Source organism: Streptomyces sp. NPDC043812 (genome assembly GCF_056436245.1).
The window spans coordinates 59814-81860 of the sequence record NZ_JBWKCY010000031.1; the positions used below are offsets into that span (position 1 = coordinate 59814).

Genomic DNA, 22047 nt, shown 5'->3' on the forward strand with positions numbered 1-22047 from the left:
GGCGCCGGCCCCTGAGCCATGGGCCCTCAGGCTCCGGCGACCAGTTCCTCGGCCACCACGACCGCCTCTTCCAGAGAATCCACGACGGGCACCCCCACCCTCTCCAGACTGCCCCTGCTGTGCGATCCCCCTGTGTACAGCACGGCGCGGGCACCGACGTGCGCTGCGGCGACCGCGTCGTCCGCAGCGTCGCCGATGACGACGATCCGGTCCGGTGTCACGCCCTCGAGCGCGGTCAGATGGCGCACCATGTGCTCCGCCTTGCCGGTGTTGGAGGCGCCGACGCGCCCGTCGACCCGGACGAACCGCTCCGCGATGCCGTGGCGGTGCACGATCGGAATCAGCTCCTCGTGGGGAGCCAGCGACAACAGCGACTGGGTCAGTCCCGAGTCCTGGCGTTGCACGAGCAGCTCGGCGGCACCTGCCGCGAGCACGCACACCTCGGCCCTCGCCCAGTAGTGCCGGTGGAACACGGCGTCCATGACGAGCCACTCCTCGTCGGTCGGCAGCCGGCCCATCAGACGCTCGTAGAAGCGCGGGACGGGCACGCAGTACAGCTCGCGGTACCGCTCGAGCGTGATCGGCTCGAGGCCTATCTCGTCGAAGGCCGCGTTGGTGGCCCCGATGACCGCAGATATGTCGTCGAGCAGTGTGCCGTTCCAGTCCCAGACCAGGTGGGCCCCGTGTTTCGCCGTCTTCCCCATGCCGACAAACGGTACCGGGCGGGTGCGACAGCGGTTCCGGCGTCAGCCGACGATGTTGGGGATCTCCTGCACACCGAACCACAGCAGCTCGTGGTCCTCGGCGCCGTCGACCGTGAACTGTGCGTCGTCGTCGCCGTGGTCGGCGGCGCCGAGCGCGTCCACCGCGGCGGCCACGTCGGCCACGGCGTCGTCGGCGTCGACATGGACGGCCGCGGCCTTGGCCATCGGCACGGCGGCGGCGACGCGGACCTCACCGAGCGCGCTCGCGTCGAGCGCGCGGTCGGGGTCGGCGACGGCATCCTGGTCCCGCACGTCCACGGCCACGACCACCCGGCGGCGGGCGGCGCCGGGGGTACCGGCCAGCAGACGCAGGGATGCGGCCGCGGCGCGGCTCAGCGCGGCGTACTCCAGCTCCTCGATGTCGTCCGACACGTACCACTCGCGCAGTGCCGGTGTGACGGCGTACGCGGAGAGCGGGCCGGGCCCCAGTTCGCCCGCCTTGGCCGCCTCAGCGAGACCGGGGAGGGTGAGGGGGACGTACACGCGCATGGCTGGCCGCTTTCGTAGTCGGAAATGCGCCCTCAGGATACGTGCGGCGTACCCCTTCGGGGTGCCCTTGGGCCCTCCGGAAACGTCCACTTCGCACACCCCGCGCACCCGCCGAAGGCTGCCGGGACATGGCCCCGCTCACCCTGATAGGTGATGTGCGCGGCCGGGCCCGCGGCGGTCCGTCGCGCATTGCGACACCCCTGCTCACGCCATAGAAGTTCCCCGTCGAAGTTACCTCCCGGTACCCAGTCGCTCAGTGACTCGGTCCGGGACCAGCAATCGGGGGCGATTCGCATGGACAGGACCAGGCCCGCGGGCCGACGCGACCAGAGCCGGCCAGCCGCGGCAGCGGCACTGACCCGCGCACGCGGCAGGCAGCACAAACCCCACTACTGGTTCGCCGACCGCCTGCTCGCGGTACTGAGCGGCCGGCGCCCGGTGCACTGGATGCTCGGACACACGATCGGCGAGGCGTACGAACAGCTGATCCGGCTGGCTCCGGGGGCACCGCTGCGCCCGGCGGAACGGGTGATGCCGGTCGTCCGTCACTGCGGCGAGTTCCAGCCGGGACCGGGGGTGATCGAGGCCTTCGCCCGTATCGGTTCGGGCGACCGCGTGAGCGCGATGGCCTTCCGCCTGGAACAGGGCGCCGACCGCCGCTGGCGCTGCGCGGCGGTGGAACTGGGCGGCGAACGCGAACGCAACGCGGCGGAGAGCGGCCGATGAAGCCCGCCGGGCCACCGGACGCCGAGCCTTACGGAACGGGTCACCGCGGCCGACAGGCGGACCGACCGTGCATCCGCGACAGCCGACCCACGCGCGCGCGGGCCACCGGACGCCGGGCCTCACGGAACGGGTCACCGCGGCCGACAGGCGGACCGTGCACGCCCGCACGTCCGCCACAGCCGACCCACGCACGGCTGACCTGCCGGAGCATCGCGGCACGGCCGCTGCGGACCCGACGGGACACGGCGTGCCGACCACCGGGGAACCCAGGGCGCCCCGGCCAGGATGCCGCGGCGCCGCCGGATGCCGACGCCGGCGCCGCGGGCCGGGACCAACGCAGCCGCGCGCGGCGTCGACGTCCTGCCTCCCGGCCGGTCGCCCGCGGCAGGCGACGGCTACCGCCACGACGGCCGCGGCGCCACGGCAGCATCCCCGTGCGCTCGCCCGGCGCGCTTTGCGCCATGGCCGATGAGCCTCACGGCCGACGAGTGCGCGCAGGTCCACCCAGCGCTGCGCGACTCCCGGAACCGGACCTGAGCGCGTGCGGGGTGAGCGCAGGCGCCCCGGGCGTCGCGCACGGGCGCACACGCGCGGCTGCCGCCCTGAGGGCCCCAGTGGAGCCGAATCCGCGCAGGTGCACCGCAGTCGGCGCTTACGCGGCCCTCCAGCGCCTCCACGAGGCGCACCGAGGGCGCTGCGCCTCCCGCCCACGCGCTGGGGTCCGGCTTCCTGGCGCCACGGCGGCGTCCCGGCGAGCGGCCCCGCCGCACAACGCGGCCGGGGCCGGACACCCCTCGGTGTCCGGCCCCGGCCGTCGGCGCAACCGCGTCTACTTCTTGCGGCGGCGGCCTGCGGTCTTCGCCGCCTTGCGGCGCTCCGCGCGCGTCATACCGTCCGACTCCGACCGCGCCGGGCCACCGTCGTTGTCGAAATCGCCCTCGATGACACCGCCCTCGCCGTCCACCGTCGGCGCGGAGAAGTGCAGGCGGTCGGGACGCTGAGGCGCCTCGAGGCCCTTCGCGCGGATCTCCGGACGCGCCGCACCCGCGGGCACGGCGTCGTCCTTGGCCAGCGACGTCTTCGCCGCCGCGTCCTGCACCGGGACCTCCTCGACCTGCTGCTCGACCTGGACCTCCAGGTTGAACAGGTAGCCGACGGACTCCTCCTTGATGCCCTCCATCATCGCGGTGAACATGTCGAAGCCCTCGCGCTGGTACTCGACGAGGGGGTCCTTCTGGGCCATCGCGCGCAGGCCGATGCCCTCCTGGAGGTAGTCCATCTCGTAGAGGTGCTCACGCCACTTGCGGTCGAGGACCGACAGCACGACACGGCGCTCCAGCTCACGCATGATGTCGGAGCCGAGCTGCTTCTCGCGCTCGTCGTACTGCTGGTGGATGTCGTCCTTGATCGACTCCGCGATGAACTCCGCGGTGATCCCGGCACGGTCGCCCGCGGCGTCCTCCAGCTCCTCGATCGTGATCTTGACCGGGTAGAGCTGCTTGAACGCGCCCCACAGGCGGTCCATGTCCCATTCCTCGGCGAAGCCCTCGACGGTCTCCGCCTGGATGTAGGCGTCGATGGTGTCGTCCATGAAGTGACGCACCTGCTCGTGCAGGTCCTCGCCCTCCAGGACGCGCCGGCGCTCGCCGTAGATGACCTCGCGCTGGCGGTTGAGCACCTCGTCGTACTTGAGGACGTTCTTGCGCGTCTCGAAGTTCTGCTGCTCGACCTGGGACTGCGCGGAGGCGATCGCGCGGGTCACCATCTTGTTCTCGATCGGCACGTCGTCGGGGACGTTGGCCATCGCCATGACGCGCTCGACCATCTGCGCCTTGAACAAACGCATCAGGTCGTCGCCCAGCGACAGGTAGAACCGGGACTCGCCCGGGTCGCCCTGACGGCCGGAACGACCGCGCAGCTGGTTGTCGATACGGCGCGACTCGTGCCGCTCGGTGCCCAGCACGTACAGACCGCCGAGGTCCGTGACCTCGTCGTGCTCCGCCTTCACGGCCGCCTCGGCGCGCTCCAGCGCCGCGGGCAGGGCAGCGGCCCACTCCTCGACGTGCTCGACCGGGTCCAGGCCGCGCTGGCGCAGCTCCGCCTCGGCGAGGTCGTCCGGATTGCCGCCGAGCTTGATGTCCGTACCGCGGCCGGCCATGTTCGTGGCGACCGTGACGGCACCACGGCGGCCGGCCTGGGCGACGATCGTCGCCTCCCGGTCGTGCTGCTTGGCGTTGAGCACCTCGTGCTGGATGCCGCGCTTGTTGAGCTGCTGCGAGAGGTACTCGGACTTCTCGACCGAGGTGGTGCCGACGAGGATCGGCTGGCCCTTTTCGTGCTTCTCGGCGATGTCGTCCACGACGGCCGCGAACTTGGCGACCTCGGTCCGGTAGATCAGGTCCGACTGGTCCATGCGGACCATCGGCCTGTTCGTCGGGATCGGCACGACGCCCAGCTTGTAGATCTGGTGGAACTCGGCGGCCTCGGTCATCGCCGTACCGGTCATGCCCGCGAGCTTGCCGTAGAGGCGGAAGAAGTTCTGCAGGGTGATCGTGGCGAGCGTCTGGTTCTCGTCCTTGATGTCCACCCCTTCCTTCGCCTCGATCGCCTGGTGCATGCCCTCGTTGTAGCGGCGGCCGGCGAGGATACGGCCGGTGTGCTCGTCGACGATCATGACGTCGCCGTCCATGACGACGTAGTCCTTGTCCTTCTTGAACAGCTCCTTGGCCTTGATGGCGTTGTTCAGGTAGCCGACGAGGGGGGTGTTGACCGACTCGTAGAGGTTGTCGATGCCGAGCCAGTCCTCGACCTTGGCGACGCCGGCCTCGTGGATGGCGACAGTGCGCTTCTTCTCGTCGACCTCGTAGTCGCCGGTCTCCTCGATGCCCTTGAGCTGGTTGCCCGCCTCGCCCCTGGTGAGGCGGGTGACGAGCTTGGCGAAGTCGCCGTACCACTTGGTGGCCTGGTCGGCCGGGCCGGAGATGATCAGCGGCGTACGCGCCTCGTCGACGAGGATCGAGTCGACCTCGTCGACCACGGCGAAGTTGTGGCCGCGCTGGACGAGCTCGTCCTTCGACCAGGCCATGTTGTCGCGGAGGTAGTCGAAGCCGAACTCGTTGTTCGTGCCGTACGTGATGTCGCAGTTGTACTGTTCGCGACGCTGCGCGGGCGTCATGTTCGCAAGAATGCATCCCACGCTCAGGCCCAGGAACTTGTGGACCCGGCCCATCATCTCGGAGTCACGCTCGGCCAGGTAGTCGTTCACCGTGATCAGGTGGACGCCCTTGCCGGAGAGCGCGTTGAGGTACGTGGGGAGGGTTCCGACGAGGGTCTTGCCCTCACCGGTCTTCATCTCGGCCACGTAGCCGAGGTGGAGGGCGGCGCCGCCCATCAGCTGCACGTCGTAGTGACGCTGGCCGAGGACGCGCTTGGCGGCCTCACGGACGGTGGCGAATGCCTCGGGGAGCAGGTCGTCGAGGCTCTCGCCGTCCTCGAAACGCTGCTTGTACTCGTCCGTGAGCGCCCTCAACTCGGCGTCGGAGAGGGAGACGAAGTCCTCTTCGATGGAGTTGACCTGGTCCGCAATGCGGTGCAGTTTGCGCAGGATCTTGCCTTCGCCTGCACGCATGAGCTTGTTGAAGACGGACACTGAGGTTGGTCTCCTTGCCGGTCGGGCCTGGCACTGGGTCGTGTGACGGACACTGGCGCGGGCACGGCAGGTGGGCCCCACCGCATCGGCCATCGTAAGCGAGGACCCCACCGTGCCGGGAGGTCCATCGCCACGCGGGCCTGCTGTCCGCCATCAGGAGAACGCACAGAACGCGCGGAAGGTGCCGGGGAGGGCACCAAAAGTGCTCGCATCCTGCCGCCGACCTGACCACAATCCCGGCATGGAGCCGATCACACTCACCACCGACCGCCTGCTGCTGCGCACGTTCACGGCCGACGACACGGAGGCGGTCCACCGGTCTTGCCAGGACCCGGACATCCAGCGGTGGACGACGGTTCCCTCTCCGTACGAGTGGCAGCACGCGGTCGACTTCACGGAGCACATGGTCCCGGACGGCTGGCGCAACAGCACCATGTGCACGTTCGCGGTACTGCCGCGGGAAGGCGGCCCACTGATGGCCTCGGTGGCGGTCACTCTGCGCACCTTCTCGGGCACGTGGGAGATCGGCTACTGGACGGGCAAGGAGCACCGCGGACGCGGTGTGATGGCCGAATCCGTGACCGCCGTCTCGCATTGGGCGTTCATGCGGCTCGGCGCCACCCGACTGGAATGGCGGGCCGAGGTCGGCAACGTGGGCTCGCGCGCGGTCGCCGAGAAAGCCGGATTCCGTGTCGAGGGCGCGCTGCGCGCCGCTCTGCTCAACAAGGAGACGCTCCGGGACGTCTGGGTCGGCTCGCTGCTCCCCTCGGACCTGGGACTGACCGGCGCCCACCCCTATCTCCCCGCGGGTTCCTGACCGCGCGAGAGGGGCCTGCTGTCAGTGGCGGCCTCTATCGTGCGGGACATGACGACGCTGCCGCCGCCCGCCCTCGACCTCTCAGCCGACGAGGCACGCCGCATCGCTCTGCGCGCCCAGGGATTCCTCGGTGCGCCCGACCGGCGCGGGGGAGTCCGGGGCGTGCTGCGCCACCTCGGCGCTGTGCAGCTGGACACGATCTCCGTGCTGGCGCGCTCGCACGAGCTCGTTCCGTACGCCCGCCTGGGCACGGTGGGCCGCAGGACGGTCGAGGACGCGTACTGGACCGAGGGCCACAGCTTCGAGTACTGGTCGCACGCCGCGTGCATCCTCCCCGTCGAGGAGTGGCCCCATTTCGCCTTCCGCCGCCGCGCCTACCGCGCCCGCCCGCACTGGCACCACGACCTCCCGGACGGGGCGTACGACGCAGTCATCAAGCAGCTGCGCGCCGAAGGGCCGCTCACAGCGACCGAATTGGGCGGCGCGAAGAACGGCGGCGAGTGGTGGGACTGGTCCGCCTCCAAGGTCGCCGTCGAGCGGGCGCTGATGTACGGCGAGGTGGTGTGCGCCGAGCGGCGCAGCTGGAAGCGGGTGTACGACCTCGCCGAGCGGGCCCTCCCGGACGCCGTACTGCACGACGACCTGGACGACACCGAGTGCCTTCGCCGTCTCGTCCGGCTGGCCGGGCAGTCGCTCGGCGTGGGGACACGGGCGGACATCGCGGACTACCACCGCCTCAAGGGCGAGCAGTTCGACGCGGTGGTCGCGGACTCCGGGCTGGTCCCCGTCACGGTCGAGGGCTGGTCCAAACCCGCCTGGGCCGATCCGGCCGCTCTGGCCTCCGCGCCCCGCGGAAGGCACCGGACGACACTGCTCTCGCCGTTCGACTCACTCATCTGGGAACGGGCGCGCACCGAGCGGATCTTCGGTTTCACCCACCGCCTAGAGGCGTACGTACCCAAGCCGAAGAGGGTGCACGGATACTTCGCGATGCCCCTGCTCTCCGGCGGGAGGCTCCTGGGCCGTGTGGATCCGGCGCGCGAGGGCAGGACCCTGGTGGCCCGGCAGGTGTCCCTGGACACCCCGAAGGCTTTGGCGCCCATGGCTCAGGCACTGCGCGAAGCCGCCGAATGGGTGGGGTGCGACTCCGTGCGCGTCGAGCGGGTCGATCGCCCGGAGCTTGCGGCGGAGCTGGTCAGGGCGCTGGGCTGAGCCCGGCGCGACGCCGCACGGACCGGGCCTGCCCGGCCGGCGGCCGAGCCGGACCATGCTCTGCCGGGCCTATCGGATCTCGAGGATCTTTTCGCGCATCGCGTAGACCACTGCCTCCATACGGGAGTGCAGCTGCAGCTTCTCGAGGATGTTGCGGACGTGGTTCTTCACGGTGTTCTCGGAGATGAACAGTTCCTTGGCGATGTCGCGGTTGTTCATACCGGTGGCGACGAGCTTGAGCACCTCCAGCTCCCGGTCCGTCAGCCGGGGCGCGGGAACGAGCCTGCGCTCGTCCGTGCGCTGGATCATCGACTTGAACTCGGTGAGCAGCTTCGAAGCCATCGACGGGCTGATCTGCGACTGGCCGTCCGCCACCGCGCGGATCGCGGTGGCCACCTCGTCCGTGGAGATCTCCTTGAGGAGATAGCCCGTGGCCCCCGCCTTGATCGCGTCGTAGAGGTCGGCCTCCTCGTCGCTGATCGTCAACATGATGATCTTCGCGCTGGGGGCCACCTCCTTGATCGAGGTGCAGGCCTCGATACCGCCCCGCTTGGGCATGCGCACGTCCATGAGAACGATGTCCGGCAGCAGGTCGGCCGCCTTGTCCACGGCCTCGGCGCCGTCCCCGGCCTCGCCGACGACCTGGATGTCCTCCTCCTGCTTGAGGACGATTTCCAGACCTCGCCGGAAGAGAGCGTGGTCATCCACCACGAGAACCCTGATCGGCTCCGCCATACGGGTGCCGTCGGTCTCCGCCGTCCCGGTGTCGACGACTGCGGGGTGGCCCGCCTCGCTGTGCACCGGCCCGAAGCTGTCCGCCATCGTTCCTCCCCCTGAAGGCCGTGGCCCGAAGATCATGTCTGGTCTGCCAACGTCGGTGCGCGGCACATCGGTTGGCTTGCACGCCATGCTGTCATGCCCTGGCGGCGGAGAGGTGACCCTGTGGACGCACGAGGGTGCCCCTGGGGCGCACGAGGCGCTCCAGGGGCACCGCTTCATCGCTGACGGGGCTTACCGGGCGCCGGGGTCACCCGCCGAGTGCACCCCCGGCGCCGCCGGCCTCGGATCCGGCCAGCGGGTCGGTCTCCAGGTGGATGACGCCGTAGTCGTAGGCGTGCCGCCGGTAGACGACACTGGGGTGCTTCGTCTCGGAGTCGACGAAGAGGTAGAAGTCGTGGCCGACCAGTTCCATCTCGTAGAGCGCCTGGTCGAGCGTCATCGGTGCTGCCGTGTGCAGCTTCTCGCGGACCACCAGCGGTCCCTCGCCCTGTACTTCGAGCGAACCGATCCTGGTGGTGGGAATGGGTTCCGTCGCCTCCGCGGCGAAAGGCTTGCCATTGGCGTTCAACTCGGCGACGCCGGGCACCACATCGGCGACTTCGGCGGCCGACAGGCGGCCGTTGCCACGCCTGTTGTGGCGCTTGTCGTGCTCCCTGCGGAGCCTTGCCTCCAGCTTGCCGGTGGCCAGGTCGAGCGCTGCGTACGGGTCGGCGGCCGCTGCTTCCGCCCGGATCACCGGTCCGCGCGAGCGGAGCGTGATCTCCACGCGGTCGGAACGGTCGGCCTGCCGCGGGTTGTGCTCCTTGGACACCTCGACGTCGAGGCTGATCACCTTGCCGTCGAGCTTCTGGATCTTGTCCAGCTTCAGCTTCTCGGCCACGTGCTTGCGGAACCGCTCGGGCACCTCGGTCTTGCGGCCCTTGACGACGATGTCCACGCAGAACTCCGTTCCCGGATCGCTCCGCCCGCTCACTGGCTGCGGAGCGTCTCCCTCTTGCACCAGGCTCCGGCGATCACCGGGGCCTCGGACTTGGCGACTTTCACCTCCTCCTCCCCAGTCGACAAGATCTCCACCCCACCCAATTTTCAGCCTTGGCGCTGTCCTGAATCCCTGGCCGGGAAATTCGACAGCGCATTCGACGAGGTCCGGGCTTCGCCATTCCTTACAACCGAACATAGCTCGCTGGGACCGGTGTCGGCACCCGCTACCAGAAGGTACCTCCGATCAGGGGTTTTTGCCCTCTCACTACCTGCAACGTTGCGAGTTCCCCGTCAGTTCCGGTTTATTTCGAAAGAGAGCGGCGGAACGGCGACAACTGCTGCGCCCTGCCGGTCGAATCGGCGTGCTTCCGGCTGTTCGACGGCACTCAGTGCCCTCGCAGCCTCCACCAGCGACGCACCCGTCGTCATGAGGTCGTCCACCAGAACGACTGTGCCGCCCGTCAGTAACCGTCCCGCCCCCGGCCGGACCAGCAGGGCACCCGACAGGTTGGCGTGCCTCTCACGGGCCGTGAGACCCGCCTGATCCGCCACCCGACGCCGCTGCTCAAGCACCGGCACGACCCGCGCAGGGCGACCCTCGCGCCGAAGCTCGCAGGCGGCGGCAAACGCGATCCGCCGCGCCGCGTCATGACCGCGCGCCCTGACCGCCCTGCGCGCAGACGGGACGGGCACCAGCAGAAGCTGCCCGGGCCCGCTCCCCGGGGCGGAAGCGCGCACGCATGCCCGTACCGCACCGGCAAGGGCACGGCCGAGAGGGGCCGCAAGCCCAATGGCCCCCCGCTCCTTGTGGGCCAGCAGTACGGCCCGTACCGCGTCGCTGTAGACCGCGGCGGCATGCACCACGGGCAGCCCGCCGGGCGGCTCCGGCACGGGTCTCGCACGGCGTGCCGGCCCGCCGTACAGCGCGTCGGCGCACCGCTCGCACAGTTGCCTGCCCGGTGCGCCGCAGCCGCCGCAGGCGACCGGCAGCACCAGTCCGGAGAACTCCCGCCACCACCCCCGCATGACCACCACTGTGCCGTTGGGGCAGTCCGGCTGCCACCCCTGTGGACAACCCCCGCCCCCTGCCGGGCGACAGGGGGACGGACGTGCCCAGGGCCCACCCGGCGAGGCGCGCAGCCCGGCCGGGCTTCAGCGGATGGTCCCGCGGTCAGCCCGGATAGACGGGCGACGAACCCTTCTTGACCAGCGTCTGCCAATTCGCACCGGCGGGCAGACGCACAATGCCGTCCTCCTCCGAGTGCGCCACGAGCGGCCTGCCCTCGTCGTTGGACGCGGCTACTGCCTTGACCTGGTTGAGCCCGGGCAGAATCGCGTTGGGTGAGGTGGAGCCGTCCGTCTGGATGTAGCGCACCTGCTGCACGCCTCCGGACTCCTTGCCGACCACCACCAGCCGGCTGGGACCGGCCCAGGAGACAGCCGTCACCGTCTCCATCTGCGGCGCGGCGGGCCTCAGATGGGTCACGGTGACAACGGGATCGTCGCCGGGGCCGTGCCGCTCCACGCGGCCGATCTTGAGCTCCGTCCGGCCGTCCTTGGTCAGCAGCAGTGCCATGCGCACACCGTCCGCCGACACCTTCAACGCCTCGATCCGCGCACCGTCGAGGCCGGGCACGATCTTCACGTCCTGCGGGGTGTCGGTGCCGTCCGGCAGCCTCATCAGCGCAGGATCGTCGGGATTCCGGTCCGCGACCCATGCATCTCCGCGGCCGTCCCAGCTCGGCGCCGACAGGCGGTTCTCGGCGGTCTTGCCACGTGAGGTCACGAGCGGGCCACCCAGTTCGGTGTCGGAGGCGATGGACCCCACGTACAGCTTGCTCTGGTCCTTGGAGACCACGGCGGCGGTGTGCTCGTCGCGGGAGACCGCCACGGTGTTCATCTGCAGCCTGCCGTCACCGAACGGCCCCGGCACCTTCCGCGGTTCGGCTATCTCCTCCGCATTGCCGTCCAGCACCGCCAGCCGGTGCTCCGCGTCGACGAAGTACTGGTTGTCGGGCCTTCTGGAGGAGTGGTCCGGTGCGTACTCCTCCGCCTGGCCGGCGCTCATCACACACAGCTTCGAGCCGTCCGACCGCTCCAGCTCCACCTGCTCGACCCTGGCCGAGGACAGGTCCTTGAGCGTGAACAGGATCTGCGCCGCCATCTTCGAGCACTGCGCCGTGCCCACACCGGACGCCTTGTCGTTCAGCGGGATCCTCAGCCCGTTGCGATCGTCGAACGACAGCGACCTGGTGCCCTTCTTCAGAGCAGTACCGGTCGGGAAGCGCGACTCGACGACCGGCTTCAGCCAGTTCGTCGGCCCCTGCAGCAACGCCGACACCGCCTGTGTGACCGGATCCTGACGGGTCACCGGGTCCTGGCGCTGCCGGATGTAGACGGGGTCGGCGACCATGACGCTCCGCCCCGAGGCGAAGTAGTACTTGTTCACCGCCACGTAGTTGCGCTCGAAGTCGGACGCGCCGAGCAGCAGCCCGGGCGGCAGAGTGTCGATCCGCCACTCCTTGCCGTCCCTGCCCTTCTGCTGCGACAGATGGATGTTCCTGCGGAACTCCGTCGGAGTCACCGGCAGATAGGCACGCTGGGCATCGACCGTCGCGACCTGCCGGCCGAAGAGCGGATAGCTCATGCCCACGCTGTCGCGGCCACCGAGGACCGGCGCGCCCGGGGCAGGGGCGGCCTCGAGCACGGTCGTGCCCGCCTCCGGCCGCCACTTCTCGGCCATCTCCCGGCTGAGGTAGGAGCGCGCTGTGGCGAAGTTCGAATCGTCACTGGTCATCGCCTCGAGGAAGCCCGTGACGATCTCGTCGGGCGTGGCGCCCTTGCGCGGTTGCACCGCGTACACCCGCACCTGGGAGTCGCCACGCTGGGACGCCTTCACCGGGTGCACGTCGCCGCTGTCCGGCATCGATGCGCAGCCGACGAGCACCACGCTGCTGCAGCCCAGCAGCGCGACCGTGCGCAGCACCCGCTCACGGCCCTTACGACGGGGGTCAGCGCCCACGAGTCGTGTCCTCCCGCTCCGAAGTGACCTGTCCCGCCGCGTCGTCGCGCCGGTCTTCCGCCGGCCGCGCCACGACGCGCGCCCCGTTGCCGGGGAGCGCCGCCGGATCCACTCCGGTGGGCGCCGCGCCGAGCGACGGCACGGGCAGGGGCGAGAACTCCGACGCGGATTGAACGGGCACGGACGTCAGCCGGTGCCCGTTCGCCTGTGGCTCACCCGACGACGGTGCACGCTCCTTGTTCCGCCTCGAGTCCTCGGGCTCCAGCGGTATCGGCGATCCGCGCAGCGGCTCGTCCGCCGTACGGGGCAGGGTCAGACGGAACTGCGAACCGCCGCCCGGCTCGCCCCAGGCCTGCAACCACCCGCCGTGCAGCCGGGCGTCCTCGACGGCGATGGACAGTCCGAGGCCGGTCCCTCCCGTGGTGCGGGCACGCGCCGGATCGGCGCGCCAGAACCGGTTGAAGACCCGGGTCGCCTCGCCCGGTTTCAGCCCCACCCCGTAATCCCGCACCGCGATGGCGACGGCACCGCCGGCAGCAGCCAGGCGGACCACGACGTCCTTGCCGTCGCCGTGCTCCACGGCGTTGACGACCAGATTGCGCAGCACCCGCTCCACTCGCCGGGCGTCCGCCTCGGCCACGACCGGCTGCCCGTCGCCGACCACCCGTATCCGTGAGCCCTTGCGCTCGGCCAGCGGCTCGGCACCGCCGATCACCCGGCGTACCACCTCGCGCAGGTCTATCGGCTCGGCTTCCAGCGCCGCGGCGCCCGCGTCGAACCGGCTGATCTCGAGCAGGTCGGACAGCAGCGACTCGAAACGGTCGAGCTGGTCCCCCAGCAGCTCGGCGGAGCGCGCCGTGACCGGGTCGAAGTCCATGCGTGCCTCGTGGATGACGTCCGCGGCCATCCGCACGGTCGTCAGCGGCGTCCGCAGCTCGTGCGAGACGTCCGAGACGAACCGGCGCTGCATCCTGGAGAGCTCCTCCAACTGCTGGATCTTCAGCTGGAGGTTCTGCGCCATCTTGTTGAAGGCCTCGCCCAGCCGGGCGATGTCGTCCTCGCCGGTGACCTTCATACGTTCCTGCAGCCTGCCTGCCGCGAGCCGCTCGGCGATTCCGGCGGCCATACGGACAGGCGTCACGATCTGGCGCACCACGAGCCAGGCGATGGCACCGAGCAGCCCGACCACGAACAGACCCGCCGTGGCCAGCGTCCCGCGGACCAGGTTGAGCGACTGCTCCTCCTGCGCGAGCGGGAACAGGTAGTACAGCTCGTACGGGTTGCCCTCGATGTCGTTCAGCCGGGTGCCCACGACCAGCCCGGGCTCCGCGTCGGAGGCGTTGTTCCAGTACCTGATGCTGATGTACGTCTCGTACGTCCCGGTCCCCTTGCCCACCGCATCACGCAAAGCCTGCGGAATGGACGCCGGGTCCACAAGACCCGAGGTGCGCGGCGCACGCCCGTAGCCTTCCCGGTCGGATTCGGCGCTGAGCGCGACCACGTTGTACGAGCCCTGCCCGCCGCTGGCGAGCTGGACCACGAGATCGGACCGCCAGGAGTTGGCGTTCCTCCCCCCTGATGCCGCGCCGTCCGGACCCACGGGACCGACCGGTGCGCTGGCCTGCTCCCTGGCGACGGCGAAACCGCCCGCGGCCTGGCTCTGCGCGGCCTTGCTCTTCGCGTCGAGCAGGCCGTTGCGCACCTGCCCGATGACGACGAAACCGAGCAGCAGCACCACACCGAGCGACATCAGCAGCGTGGTGGCGACCACCCTCAGCTGGATGTTCCGCCGCCACAGACGGGCAGCAGGCAGCAGCGGACGGCGCAGCCAACGCATCACGAGCCGAGGTATCGGCCCGCTGGACGCGGCACCGTCCTGGAGCAGCCGACCGCCCTGGAGAAGGCGGCCGAACCGCGAGGGCCTGGGCCCCCCTCCGGCAGCCCGCCCCGTACGGACTCCCGGCTCACCGGGCTTCGGAGCAACGCTGCCTCCGGACATGTCAGCTCGGTCCTGCCTTGTAACCGACGCCACGGACGGTCACCACGATCTCCGGCCGCTCCGGGTCCTTCTCGACCTTGGAGCGCAGCCGCTGCACATGGACATTGACCAGCCGGGTGTCGGCCGCGTGCCGATAGCCCCACACCTGCTCGAGCAGCACCTCACGGGTGAACACCTGCCAGGGCTTGCGCGCGAGCGCGACCAGCAGATCGAACTCGAGCGGCGTCAGCGCTATCGACTGTCCGTCCCGCTTCACGGAATGCCCGGCCACGTCGATGACCAGGTCACCGATGGTCAGCTGCTCCGGCGCAGGCTCCTCCGACCTCCTCAGGCGCGCCCGGATCCGGGCGACCAGCTCCTTCGGCTTGAACGGCTTCACGATGTAGTCGTCGGCCCCGGACTCCAGCCCGACCACCACATCGACGGTGTCGCTCTTGGCGGTGAGCATCACGATCGGCACACCGGACTCCGCCCGGATCAGCCTGCACACCTCGATGCCGTCCCTGCCGGGCAGCATCAGATCGAGCAGCACCAAGTCCGGTTTGCTCTCCCGGAAGGCGGCAAGTGCCTTGTCACCGTCCGCTACGAACGACGGCTCGAAACCTTCACCACGCAGCACAATCCCGAGCATCTCGGCCAGTGCGGTGTCGTCGTCGACGACAAGGACTCGTCCCTTCATATTCGACATCATCCCATTAGCTAATCGTTACCTGTCGTGACCTGGCACACAGCTCTGCTATTCCGCCGCCCGTGACCGGCGACAGCACACCCTCCTCGGTGACGAGGGCCGTCACCAGGTCCGGCGGCGTTATATCGAAGGCGGGGTTGTACGCCTGGGCACCGAGGGGTGCCACGGACACCCCACCACCACCTCCGGCACCTGCCACCACTGAAGGCACAGATGTGACCTCTGTCACTTCACTCCCGGAGCGCTGCTCCACCTCGATCGACGCGCCGTCCGGAGTCGCCAGATCCACCGTCGTCGTCGGCGCCACCACGATGAACGGCACATGGTGGTACTTCGCCAGCACGGCCAGCGGATAGCTCCCGACCTTGTTGGCCACCGAACCGTCCGCAGCGACCCGGTCGGCCCCGATCAGCACAGCATCCACCTCCCCCGCGGCGAAAAGCGAACCGGCGGCATTGTCCGTGAGCAGGCTGTACGGCATCCCGTTGCGCGCCGCCTCGTACGCCGTCAGCCGAGCCCCCTGCAGCAGCGGACGAGTCTCGTCCACCCACAGCCGCCGCAGCTCGCCTGCCCGGTGGGCAGCCAACGCCACAGCGAACGCGGTGCCCTCCCCACCGGAAACCAGCGCACCGGTATTGCAGTGGGTCAGGACCCTGTGCCCGCCTCCAGGCAGCAGCTCCCCCAGCAGCGCCAGCCCGTGCGCGGCCATCCGCCGGCTCGCCTCCGCATCGGCTCGATGCAGTTCCACCGCCGCCGCAAGAGCCGCAGCCGAGGCCTGCTCGGCATCCGCACCCGCCGCGGCAGCCGACCGGAACGCATCGGCCGCCAGCCGGACGCCGTACCCCAGGTTCACGGCAGTGGGCCGCGCCGTCTCCAGCAGCCCCGCGGCCTCCTCGACGTCATAGCCCCGGGCCGCGGCCAGAGCGACCCCGTAGGCACCGGCGATACCGAGCAGCGGCGCCCCACGGACGGCAAGCGTCTGGATGGCACGCACCAGCGCCGGAACGTCCGTGCAGACGAGTTCGACCTCCTCGCCCGGCAGCCGGGTCTGGTCGAGAAGAACCAGTACGGGGCCTTCGGGCGGCTCCTCCCAGCGCAGCACCGGCAAGTGCGGTGGCGTCGTGTCCGCCGGGTTTTGTACGTACTGATCAGCCATCCGCCCAGTCTGCCCGGTGCGGCCCCGACTATGAAGGTGCGAAGGACATACACGCCCCCGCCCACTGGGCGGCGCCGCGTGGCACGATGGCTGCCAACCAGCCGCCCCACCAGGCGGCGGACACCGTGAAGGTGCCGGCTGAGCAAGCCGGCCCCGCGAAACAATCCATGAGGTGGACCACCGTGAACGACACTCCGGGCTGGGCCTCGCCCGGATCGGCGCCCTCCGACGGGCAGAACTCCGGCGTGCCGCACCCCGCCGAGCCTGCCGACGGTCCCACCTCGAAGTGGTCCAAGCAGCAGCCTCCCCCCGGGCAGTGGGCCGCGCCCACCGGTCGCGCCCCTGCGCCCAGGCCCCCCGCCCCTGGTTGGGGTGGCGGAACGCCGCACGGCGGATGGGGCCGCCAGCCGGCCGCGGCAAAGCCAGGAGTGATTCCGCTGCGCCCCCTCGGCGTCGGCGAGATCCTCGACGGCGCGGTGTCGACGCTGCGCGCCCACTGGCGCACCGTCCTGGCCGTGACGGTCACCGTCTCCGTCGTCACCCAGATCGCCAGCATCCTCGTCGAGCGCTACCTGCTGCCCGAAGCAGCCCCCGTCGATCCCGACGCGACGCCTGAGGAAGCCCTGGAACAGTCCGTGGACTCCCTGCAGGCCAGCCTGATCGCCCTGGGCCCCACGCTCCTGATCATCGTGATCGGCACGCTCCTCACCACGGCGATCCTGACCGTGGTGATCAGCCGCTCGGTGCTCGGCCGCCCGGTCTCGCTCTCCGAGGCCTGGCAGGAAGCACGGCCTCGGCTTCCCCACCTGCTCGGTCTCACCCTGCTCGTACCGGCCGGCGCCGCTGTGATCATGGCGGTGGGCATCCTGCCCGGCATGCTGATCGGCGGAGCGGGGGCCATCCTCTCCGTGCTCGGCGGCCTCGCCGCTGTCGTGGTCATCATCTGGCTGATGGTCCGATTCGCCCTCGCCTCCCCCGCACTCATCCTGGAACGCCAGGGCGTGATCGCCTCGCTGCGCCGCTCCGCCAAGCTCGTCCAGGGTGCGTGGTGGCGCATCTTCGGCATCAGCGCGCTGACCATGCTCCTCGGGCTGCTCGTGAACATGGTCATCGCCATCCCGTTCACGATCGTCGCGTTCATCGTCGACGGCGTCGGAGTCAGCGACTTCTTCAACGGGACCAACCCGGACGTCGGCTGGCCCTTCCTCATCATCACCGGCATCGGCTCGGTCATCGCCTCGTCGATCACCTACCCGATCTCCGCCGGCGTGAGCGTGCTCCTCTACGTGGACCAGCGCATCCGCCGCGAGGCCCTCGACCTCGAACTCGCCCGCGCCGCAGGCATCTCCGGCTACGGATCCGAGCCGCCGGGCAACCACGCTGTCGGAGGCTGATGCGGTGTTGGGCGCGGGGGGCGTAACAACAGCAGCACTGCTGGTCCGAAGGAACGACGACATACCGGTGGACACACCTCGTGTCCCCGCCCGTGAGGCGGCGGAACGCGAACTGTCCAAGCCGATGTACCACGAGAACGAGCCGAGCCTGCTCCAGCGTGCGCTCGACCGGTTCTGGGACTGGGTCGGAAACCTCTTCGAAGGGGTCTCCGGAACCGGCCCCGGCGGGCCCGCCGGACTGGTCGTCATCGCCCTCGTCGTCATCGCCCTTGCCGCGGCGCTGTGGTGGCGCCTCGGCACACCGCACCGCACCACCGCCGCAGCTGACTCCCTCTTCGACGACCGTCCCCGCAGCGCCGCCGAGCACCGCACCGCCGCCGAGGCGCACGCCGCAGCCGACCGGTGGAACCAGGCCGTCCAGGAACGGATGCGCGCCATCGTCCGCTCCCTCGAAGAACGCACCCTGCTCACACCGCGCCCCGGACGGACCGCGGACGAAGCCGCAGCCGAAGCCGGCCGCTCCCTTCCGTCCCACGCCGACGAACTCCGCGCCGGCGCCCGAGCGTTCGACGACGTCACATACGGCGGCCGCACCGCCGACCGAGGCATGTACGAACGGCTCCGGGACCTGGACGTCGCACTCGAGCGCACCAAGCCGAGGCTGACCGAGCACGCCCAAGGAGCCGCCGAATGACCACGGCCGGCACCACGACCATGTCCCCCACCGCACATCAGGTGTGGACCCGCACCCGCGGACTGCTTCTCGCCCTCATCCTGCTGGTGACCGCCGGCATCGCCATGGCCGCCCTTCGCTCCGAAGACCAGCAGGGCCGCCTCGACCCCCGCTCCACCGGGCCGTCCGGCAGCAGAGCGATCGCCGAACTCCTCAAGGGCAGCGGCATCTCCGTCCGGCTCGTCACCACCCTCGACGAGGCGACCGCCGCCTCCGGTCCTGGCACCACCCTTCTCGTTACCGAGCCCGACCTGCTGACAGACCCTCAGCAGCAGGCGCTCCACGAGGCCGCGTCGACGTCCGGCGGCCGCACCGTCCTCGTCGCCGCCGGCCCCGCCTCCGTCAGCACCCTCGCCCCCGGCGTCCGTACCGACACCCAGGCACGGATCACGGCCCGCACACCTCGGTGCACCTACCCCGCGGCGCGCAGCGCGGGCGATGCCGACCTCGGCGGTGAGCGCTACAGCACCGCGAGCCCCGGCGCCGACGCCTGCTACCCGAGTGACGGTCTGCCGACCCTGCTCCGAATCGACAACGCCGCCGGCGGCGACACCGCCCTGCTGGGCGCGCCTGACATCCTCTTCAACGATCGTCTCGCCAAACATGGCAATGCTTCCCTCGCTCTCCAACTGCTCGGCTCCCAACCAGAACTGATCTGGTACATCCCCTCGCTCAGCGACGAATCGGCCGCCCAGAACAAGGACGGCAGCGACGACGGCGAGGCAGGCGACAGCGCCTTCATCGATCTGATCCCGCCCGGCTGGCTGTGGGGCACACTCCAGCTCGCCGTCGCAGCACTGCTCGCCGCCGTCTGGCGCGCCCGGCGGCTCGGCCCCCTGGTCACCGAGCCGCTCCCGGTGGCCATTCGCGCCTCCGAGGCCACTGAAGGTCGCGCCCGGCTGTACAGGAAGGTGAACGCCCGCGATCGTGCGGCTGCCTCCCTGCGCTCCGCCGCCCGTGCCCGTCTCGCCGGACTCCTCGGCGTCCCCACGGCCGAAGCCCACTCCCCCGATGCCCTGATCCCCGCAGTGTCCGCGCAACTGCCCGACACGGACCGGGACATCCGCAATCTGCTGTTCGGCCCGTCACCCGCCGACGACAGCAGCCTCATTCACCTGGCAGATCACCTCGACGCCCTCGAAAGAGAGGTACGTACCTCATGAGCGCCCCGACCCCCGAGACGGCCGAGAGCTCGGACCGCGCCCGCTCCTCCCTGGAGGCCCTGCGCACCGAGATTGCCAAGGCCGTGGTCGGCCAGGACCCGGCAGTCACCGGACTTGTCGTCGCCCTGCTCTGCCGGGGACACGTCCTACTCGAAGGTGTCCCCGGCGTCGCCAAGACGCTCCTGGTCCGAGCCCTCGCAGCGTCCCTCGAACTCGACACGAAGCGCGTCCAGTTCACCCCCGACCTGATGCCCAGCGATGTCACCGGATCCCTCATCTACGACACGCACACCTCGGAGTTCTCCTTTCAGCAAGGCCCGGTGTTCACCAACCTCCTTCTCGCCGACGAGATCAACCGAACTCCTCCCAAGACGCAGTCCTCGCTCCTGGAGGCGATGGAGGAACGCCAGGTCACCGTCGACGGAACGCCGCGTCCCCTCCCCGAGCCGTTCCTCGTGGCAGCGACGCAGAACCCCGTCGAATACGAAGGGACCTATCCGCTCCCCGAAGCGCAGCTCGACCGCTTTCTCCTCAAGCTCACTGTCCCGCTCCCCTCCCGAGACGACGAGATCAACGTCCTCACACGCCATGCCGAGGGCTTCAATCCCCGCGACCTCCAGGCCGCCGGCGTCCGCCCCGTGGCAGGAGCCACAGACCTCGAAGCAGCCCGCGCCGCTGTCTCCAAGACCTCGGTGTCGGCCGAGATCACCGGCTACGTCGTCGACATCTGCCGCGCCACCCGTGAATCGCCCTCCCTCACGCTGGGGGCATCCCCCCGAGGCGCAACAGCCCTGCTGTCCACCGCACGCGCCTGGGCCTGGCTCACGGGCAGGGACTACGTCATCCCGGACGATGTGAAGGCCCTGGCCCTGCCCACCCTGCGCCACCGGATCCAGCTCCGGCCCGAGGCGGAGATGGAAGGAGTCACTCCGGACTCCGTCATCACCGCGATCCTTGCCCACGTCCCCGTCCCCCGCTGAGGCACCTGATGGCCCTCACCGGACGGACTGCACTCCTCGCCGCTCTCGGCTCTCTCCCCGTGGGCATCCTCGCCCCCAGCTGGACGGGGATGCTCGCTGTCAACGCTCCCCTGTCACTCGCAATCCTGTGCGACTACGCCCTCGCCGCGCCAGTGCGAACGCTCCGTTTCACCCGAACCGGTGACACATCAGTTCGACTCGGTGACGCCGCGCAGGTCGAGCTGACTGTCACGAACCCGTCCAACCGCCCCCTGCGCGCCCTGCTCCGAGACGCCTGGCCGCCGAGCAGTTGGGCACCCGGCACGGAGCAGTCCGCGTCCCGCCACCGCCTCAGAATCCCTGCAGGCGAACGCCGACGCGTGACCACGCAGCTGCAACCAACCCGCCGCGGTGACCGCCACTCCGAGCGCATCACAGTCCGCTCGTACGGGCCCCTCGGCCTCGCCGCGCGCCAGGGCAACCACCGAGTCCCGTGGACCGTGCGCGTCCTGCCTCCCTTCAGCAGCCGCAAGCACCTGCCCTCACGGCTGGCCAGACTCCGTGAACTCGACGGTCGGACGAGCGTGCTCATCCGCGGACGGGGCACGGAGTTCGACAGCCTCCGCGACTATGTCCCCGGAGACGACACCCGCTCCATCGACTGGCGCGCCACCGCCCGCCGGAACACCGTCGCCGTCCGCACGTGGCGTCCCGAACGGGACCGCCACATCCTCATGGTGCTCGACACCGGCCGCACGTCGGCCGGCCGCGTCGGGAATGTGCCTCGACTCGATGCCGCCATGGACGCGGCCCTCCTTCTCGGCGCTCTCGCGTCGCGTGCGGGCGACCGCGTCGGACTGCTGGCCTACGACCGCCATGTCCGCGCCCAGATCCAACGTCGGTCCGCAGGAGACATCCTGCCCTCCATGGTCAATGCGTTCGCCACACTCGAACCGGAGCTCGTCGAAACGGACGCGAGCGGCCTCTGCGCCGCCGCGCTGCAGAACGCACCCCGCGGATCGCTCGTCGTCATTCTCACGAGCCTCGACGCAACCCCTGTCGAGGAGGGCCTGCTGCCCGTACTCCCTCAGCTCACCCGACGCCACACCGTCATCGTCGCCTCCGTGGCGGATCCGCACATCGAGCAGATGAAGACGGCAAGAGGAACCATCGAGGGCGTCTATGACGCTGCCGCCGGCACCCAGGCTCAGATTCAGCGCCGACGAACAGCCGAACAGCTCCAGAAGCACGGGGTCACGGTCGTCGATGCGACACCGGAGAGACTTGCCCCGGAGCTGGCGGACGCATATCTCGCGCTGAAGGCCGCCGGTCGTCTCTGACATTTCGAATATGCCTCGCGCGGCCGCCCGACGGGCCGCGCGACATCGACCGGATCTGTTTACTCCCGGCCGAAAATGGTCGGGAACGCAGAAAAGCCCCGGAACGGTGTTCCGGGGCTTTCCCACAATGATTGTTCGGCGGCGTCCTACTCTCCCACAGGGTCCCCCCTGCAGT

Annotated in this window: 18 protein-coding genes; 8 read left to right on the plus strand and 10 right to left on the minus strand. The window is 70.1% G+C overall.

Annotated features, from left to right (window positions below; all coding sequences use genetic code 11):
- Window positions 1-26: 26 nt before the first annotated feature.
- Window positions 27-704 carry an HAD family hydrolase gene (locus AC067Z_RS33025; RefSeq protein ID WP_478793337.1) on the minus strand — a complete coding sequence of 226 codons (678 nt, stop codon included), beginning with the start codon at window positions 702-704 and terminating at the stop codon, window positions 27-29.
- Between the two features lie 42 nt (window positions 705-746).
- Complete coding sequence (locus AC067Z_RS33030) at window positions 747-1253, minus strand: DUF6912 family protein (RefSeq protein WP_478793338.1); 507 nt, start codon at window positions 1251-1253, stop codon at window positions 747-749.
- A gap of 294 nt (window positions 1254-1547) precedes the next feature.
- Between AC067Z_RS33030 and AC067Z_RS33035 the strand changes: the two genes are divergently transcribed.
- Window positions 1548-1979 (plus strand): Rv3235 family protein, encoded by a 432-nt coding sequence (locus AC067Z_RS33035; protein WP_478793339.1) that lies wholly within the window; start codon window positions 1548-1550, stop codon window positions 1977-1979.
- An 829-nt stretch (window positions 1980-2808) separates the two neighbouring features.
- On the opposite strand, the gene secA is transcribed toward AC067Z_RS33035, so the two are convergent.
- Window positions 2809-5628: a preprotein translocase subunit SecA gene (gene secA / locus AC067Z_RS33040; protein ID WP_478793340.1), complete on the minus strand. Its 2820-nt coding sequence runs from the start codon at window positions 5626-5628 to the stop codon at window positions 2809-2811.
- A 241-nt stretch (window positions 5629-5869) separates the two neighbouring features.
- Between secA and AC067Z_RS33045 the strand changes: the two genes are divergently transcribed.
- Complete coding sequence (locus tag AC067Z_RS33045) at window positions 5870-6445, plus strand: GNAT family N-acetyltransferase (RefSeq protein ID WP_478793341.1); 576 nt, start codon at window positions 5870-5872, stop codon at window positions 6443-6445.
- A 48-nt stretch (window positions 6446-6493) separates the two neighbouring features.
- Entirely contained in the window at window positions 6494-7657 is a 1164-nt protein-coding gene (locus AC067Z_RS33050) for a winged helix-turn-helix domain-containing protein (protein WP_478793342.1), read from the plus strand.
- A 69-nt stretch (window positions 7658-7726) separates the two neighbouring features.
- On the opposite strand, the gene AC067Z_RS33055 is transcribed toward AC067Z_RS33050, so the two are convergent.
- The 7 genes from AC067Z_RS33055 to mtnA all read right to left on the minus strand — a co-directional run bounded on the left by AC067Z_RS33055 (window position 7727) and on the right by mtnA (window position 16283).
- On the minus strand, window positions 7727-8479 hold the full coding sequence (locus AC067Z_RS33055) for a response regulator (RefSeq protein ID WP_478793343.1): 753 nt from the start codon (window positions 8477-8479) through the stop codon (window positions 7727-7729).
- A 205-nt stretch (window positions 8480-8684) separates the two neighbouring features.
- The gene (gene hpf / locus AC067Z_RS33060; protein WP_478793344.1) at window positions 8685-9374 is read right to left on the minus strand and encodes a ribosome hibernation-promoting factor, HPF/YfiA family; all 690 of its coding nucleotides are present in this window, start codon (window positions 9372-9374) and stop codon (window positions 8685-8687) included.
- Window positions 9375-9709: 335 nt separating this feature from the next.
- Window positions 9710-10444, minus strand: a complete 735-nt coding sequence (locus tag AC067Z_RS33065; protein ID WP_478793345.1) for a ComF family protein — start codon at window positions 10442-10444, stop codon at window positions 9710-9712.
- Window positions 10445-10589: 145 nt separating this feature from the next.
- Window positions 10590-12440 carry an LpqB family beta-propeller domain-containing protein gene (locus AC067Z_RS33070; protein ID WP_478793346.1) on the minus strand — a complete coding sequence of 617 codons (1851 nt, stop codon included), beginning with the start codon at window positions 12438-12440 and terminating at the stop codon, window positions 10590-10592.
- The gene (gene mtrB / locus AC067Z_RS33075) at window positions 12430-14439 is read right to left on the minus strand and encodes an MtrAB system histidine kinase MtrB (RefSeq protein WP_478793347.1); all 2010 of its coding nucleotides are present in this window, start codon (window positions 14437-14439) and stop codon (window positions 12430-12432) included. Before mtrB ends, AC067Z_RS33070 begins: the two co-directional genes overlap by 11 nt.
- Window position 14440: 1 nt before the next feature.
- Complete coding sequence (mtrA, locus tag AC067Z_RS33080; protein WP_478793348.1) at window positions 14441-15130, minus strand: two-component system response regulator MtrA; 690 nt, start codon at window positions 15128-15130, stop codon at window positions 14441-14443.
- Between the two features lie 4 nt (window positions 15131-15134).
- Window positions 15135-16283 carry an S-methyl-5-thioribose-1-phosphate isomerase gene (gene mtnA / locus AC067Z_RS33085; RefSeq protein ID WP_478793349.1) on the minus strand — a complete coding sequence of 383 codons (1149 nt, stop codon included), beginning with the start codon at window positions 16281-16283 and terminating at the stop codon, window positions 15135-15137.
- 182 nt (window positions 16284-16465) lie between these two features.
- Here mtnA and AC067Z_RS33090 point away from each other — a divergent pair, with 182 nt between their 5' ends.
- The 5 genes from AC067Z_RS33090 to AC067Z_RS33110 are packed head-to-tail and all read left to right on the plus strand — an operon-like array spanning window position 16466 to window position 21872.
- Window positions 16466-17677, plus strand: coding sequence for a DUF7847 domain-containing protein (locus tag AC067Z_RS33090; RefSeq protein ID WP_478793350.1), 1212 nt, complete (start codon window positions 16466-16468; stop codon window positions 17675-17677).
- Between the two features lie 4 nt (window positions 17678-17681).
- Complete coding sequence (locus AC067Z_RS33095) at window positions 17682-18371, plus strand: DUF4129 domain-containing protein (RefSeq protein WP_478793351.1); 690 nt, start codon at window positions 17682-17684, stop codon at window positions 18369-18371.
- A complete protein-coding gene (locus AC067Z_RS33100; protein WP_478793352.1) occupies window positions 18368-19573 on the plus strand; it encodes a DUF4350 domain-containing protein in 1206 nt (401 codons plus the stop codon). Before AC067Z_RS33095 ends, AC067Z_RS33100 begins: the two co-directional genes overlap by 4 nt.
- A complete protein-coding gene (locus tag AC067Z_RS33105; RefSeq protein ID WP_478793353.1) occupies window positions 19570-20553 on the plus strand; it encodes an AAA family ATPase in 984 nt (327 codons plus the stop codon). The genes AC067Z_RS33100 and AC067Z_RS33105 overlap by 4 nt, the downstream gene beginning before the upstream one ends.
- A gap of 8 nt (window positions 20554-20561) precedes the next feature.
- Window positions 20562-21872, plus strand: a complete 1311-nt coding sequence (locus tag AC067Z_RS33110; RefSeq protein WP_478793354.1) for a DUF58 domain-containing protein — start codon at window positions 20562-20564, stop codon at window positions 21870-21872.
- Window positions 21873-22047: the final 175 nt, after the last annotated feature.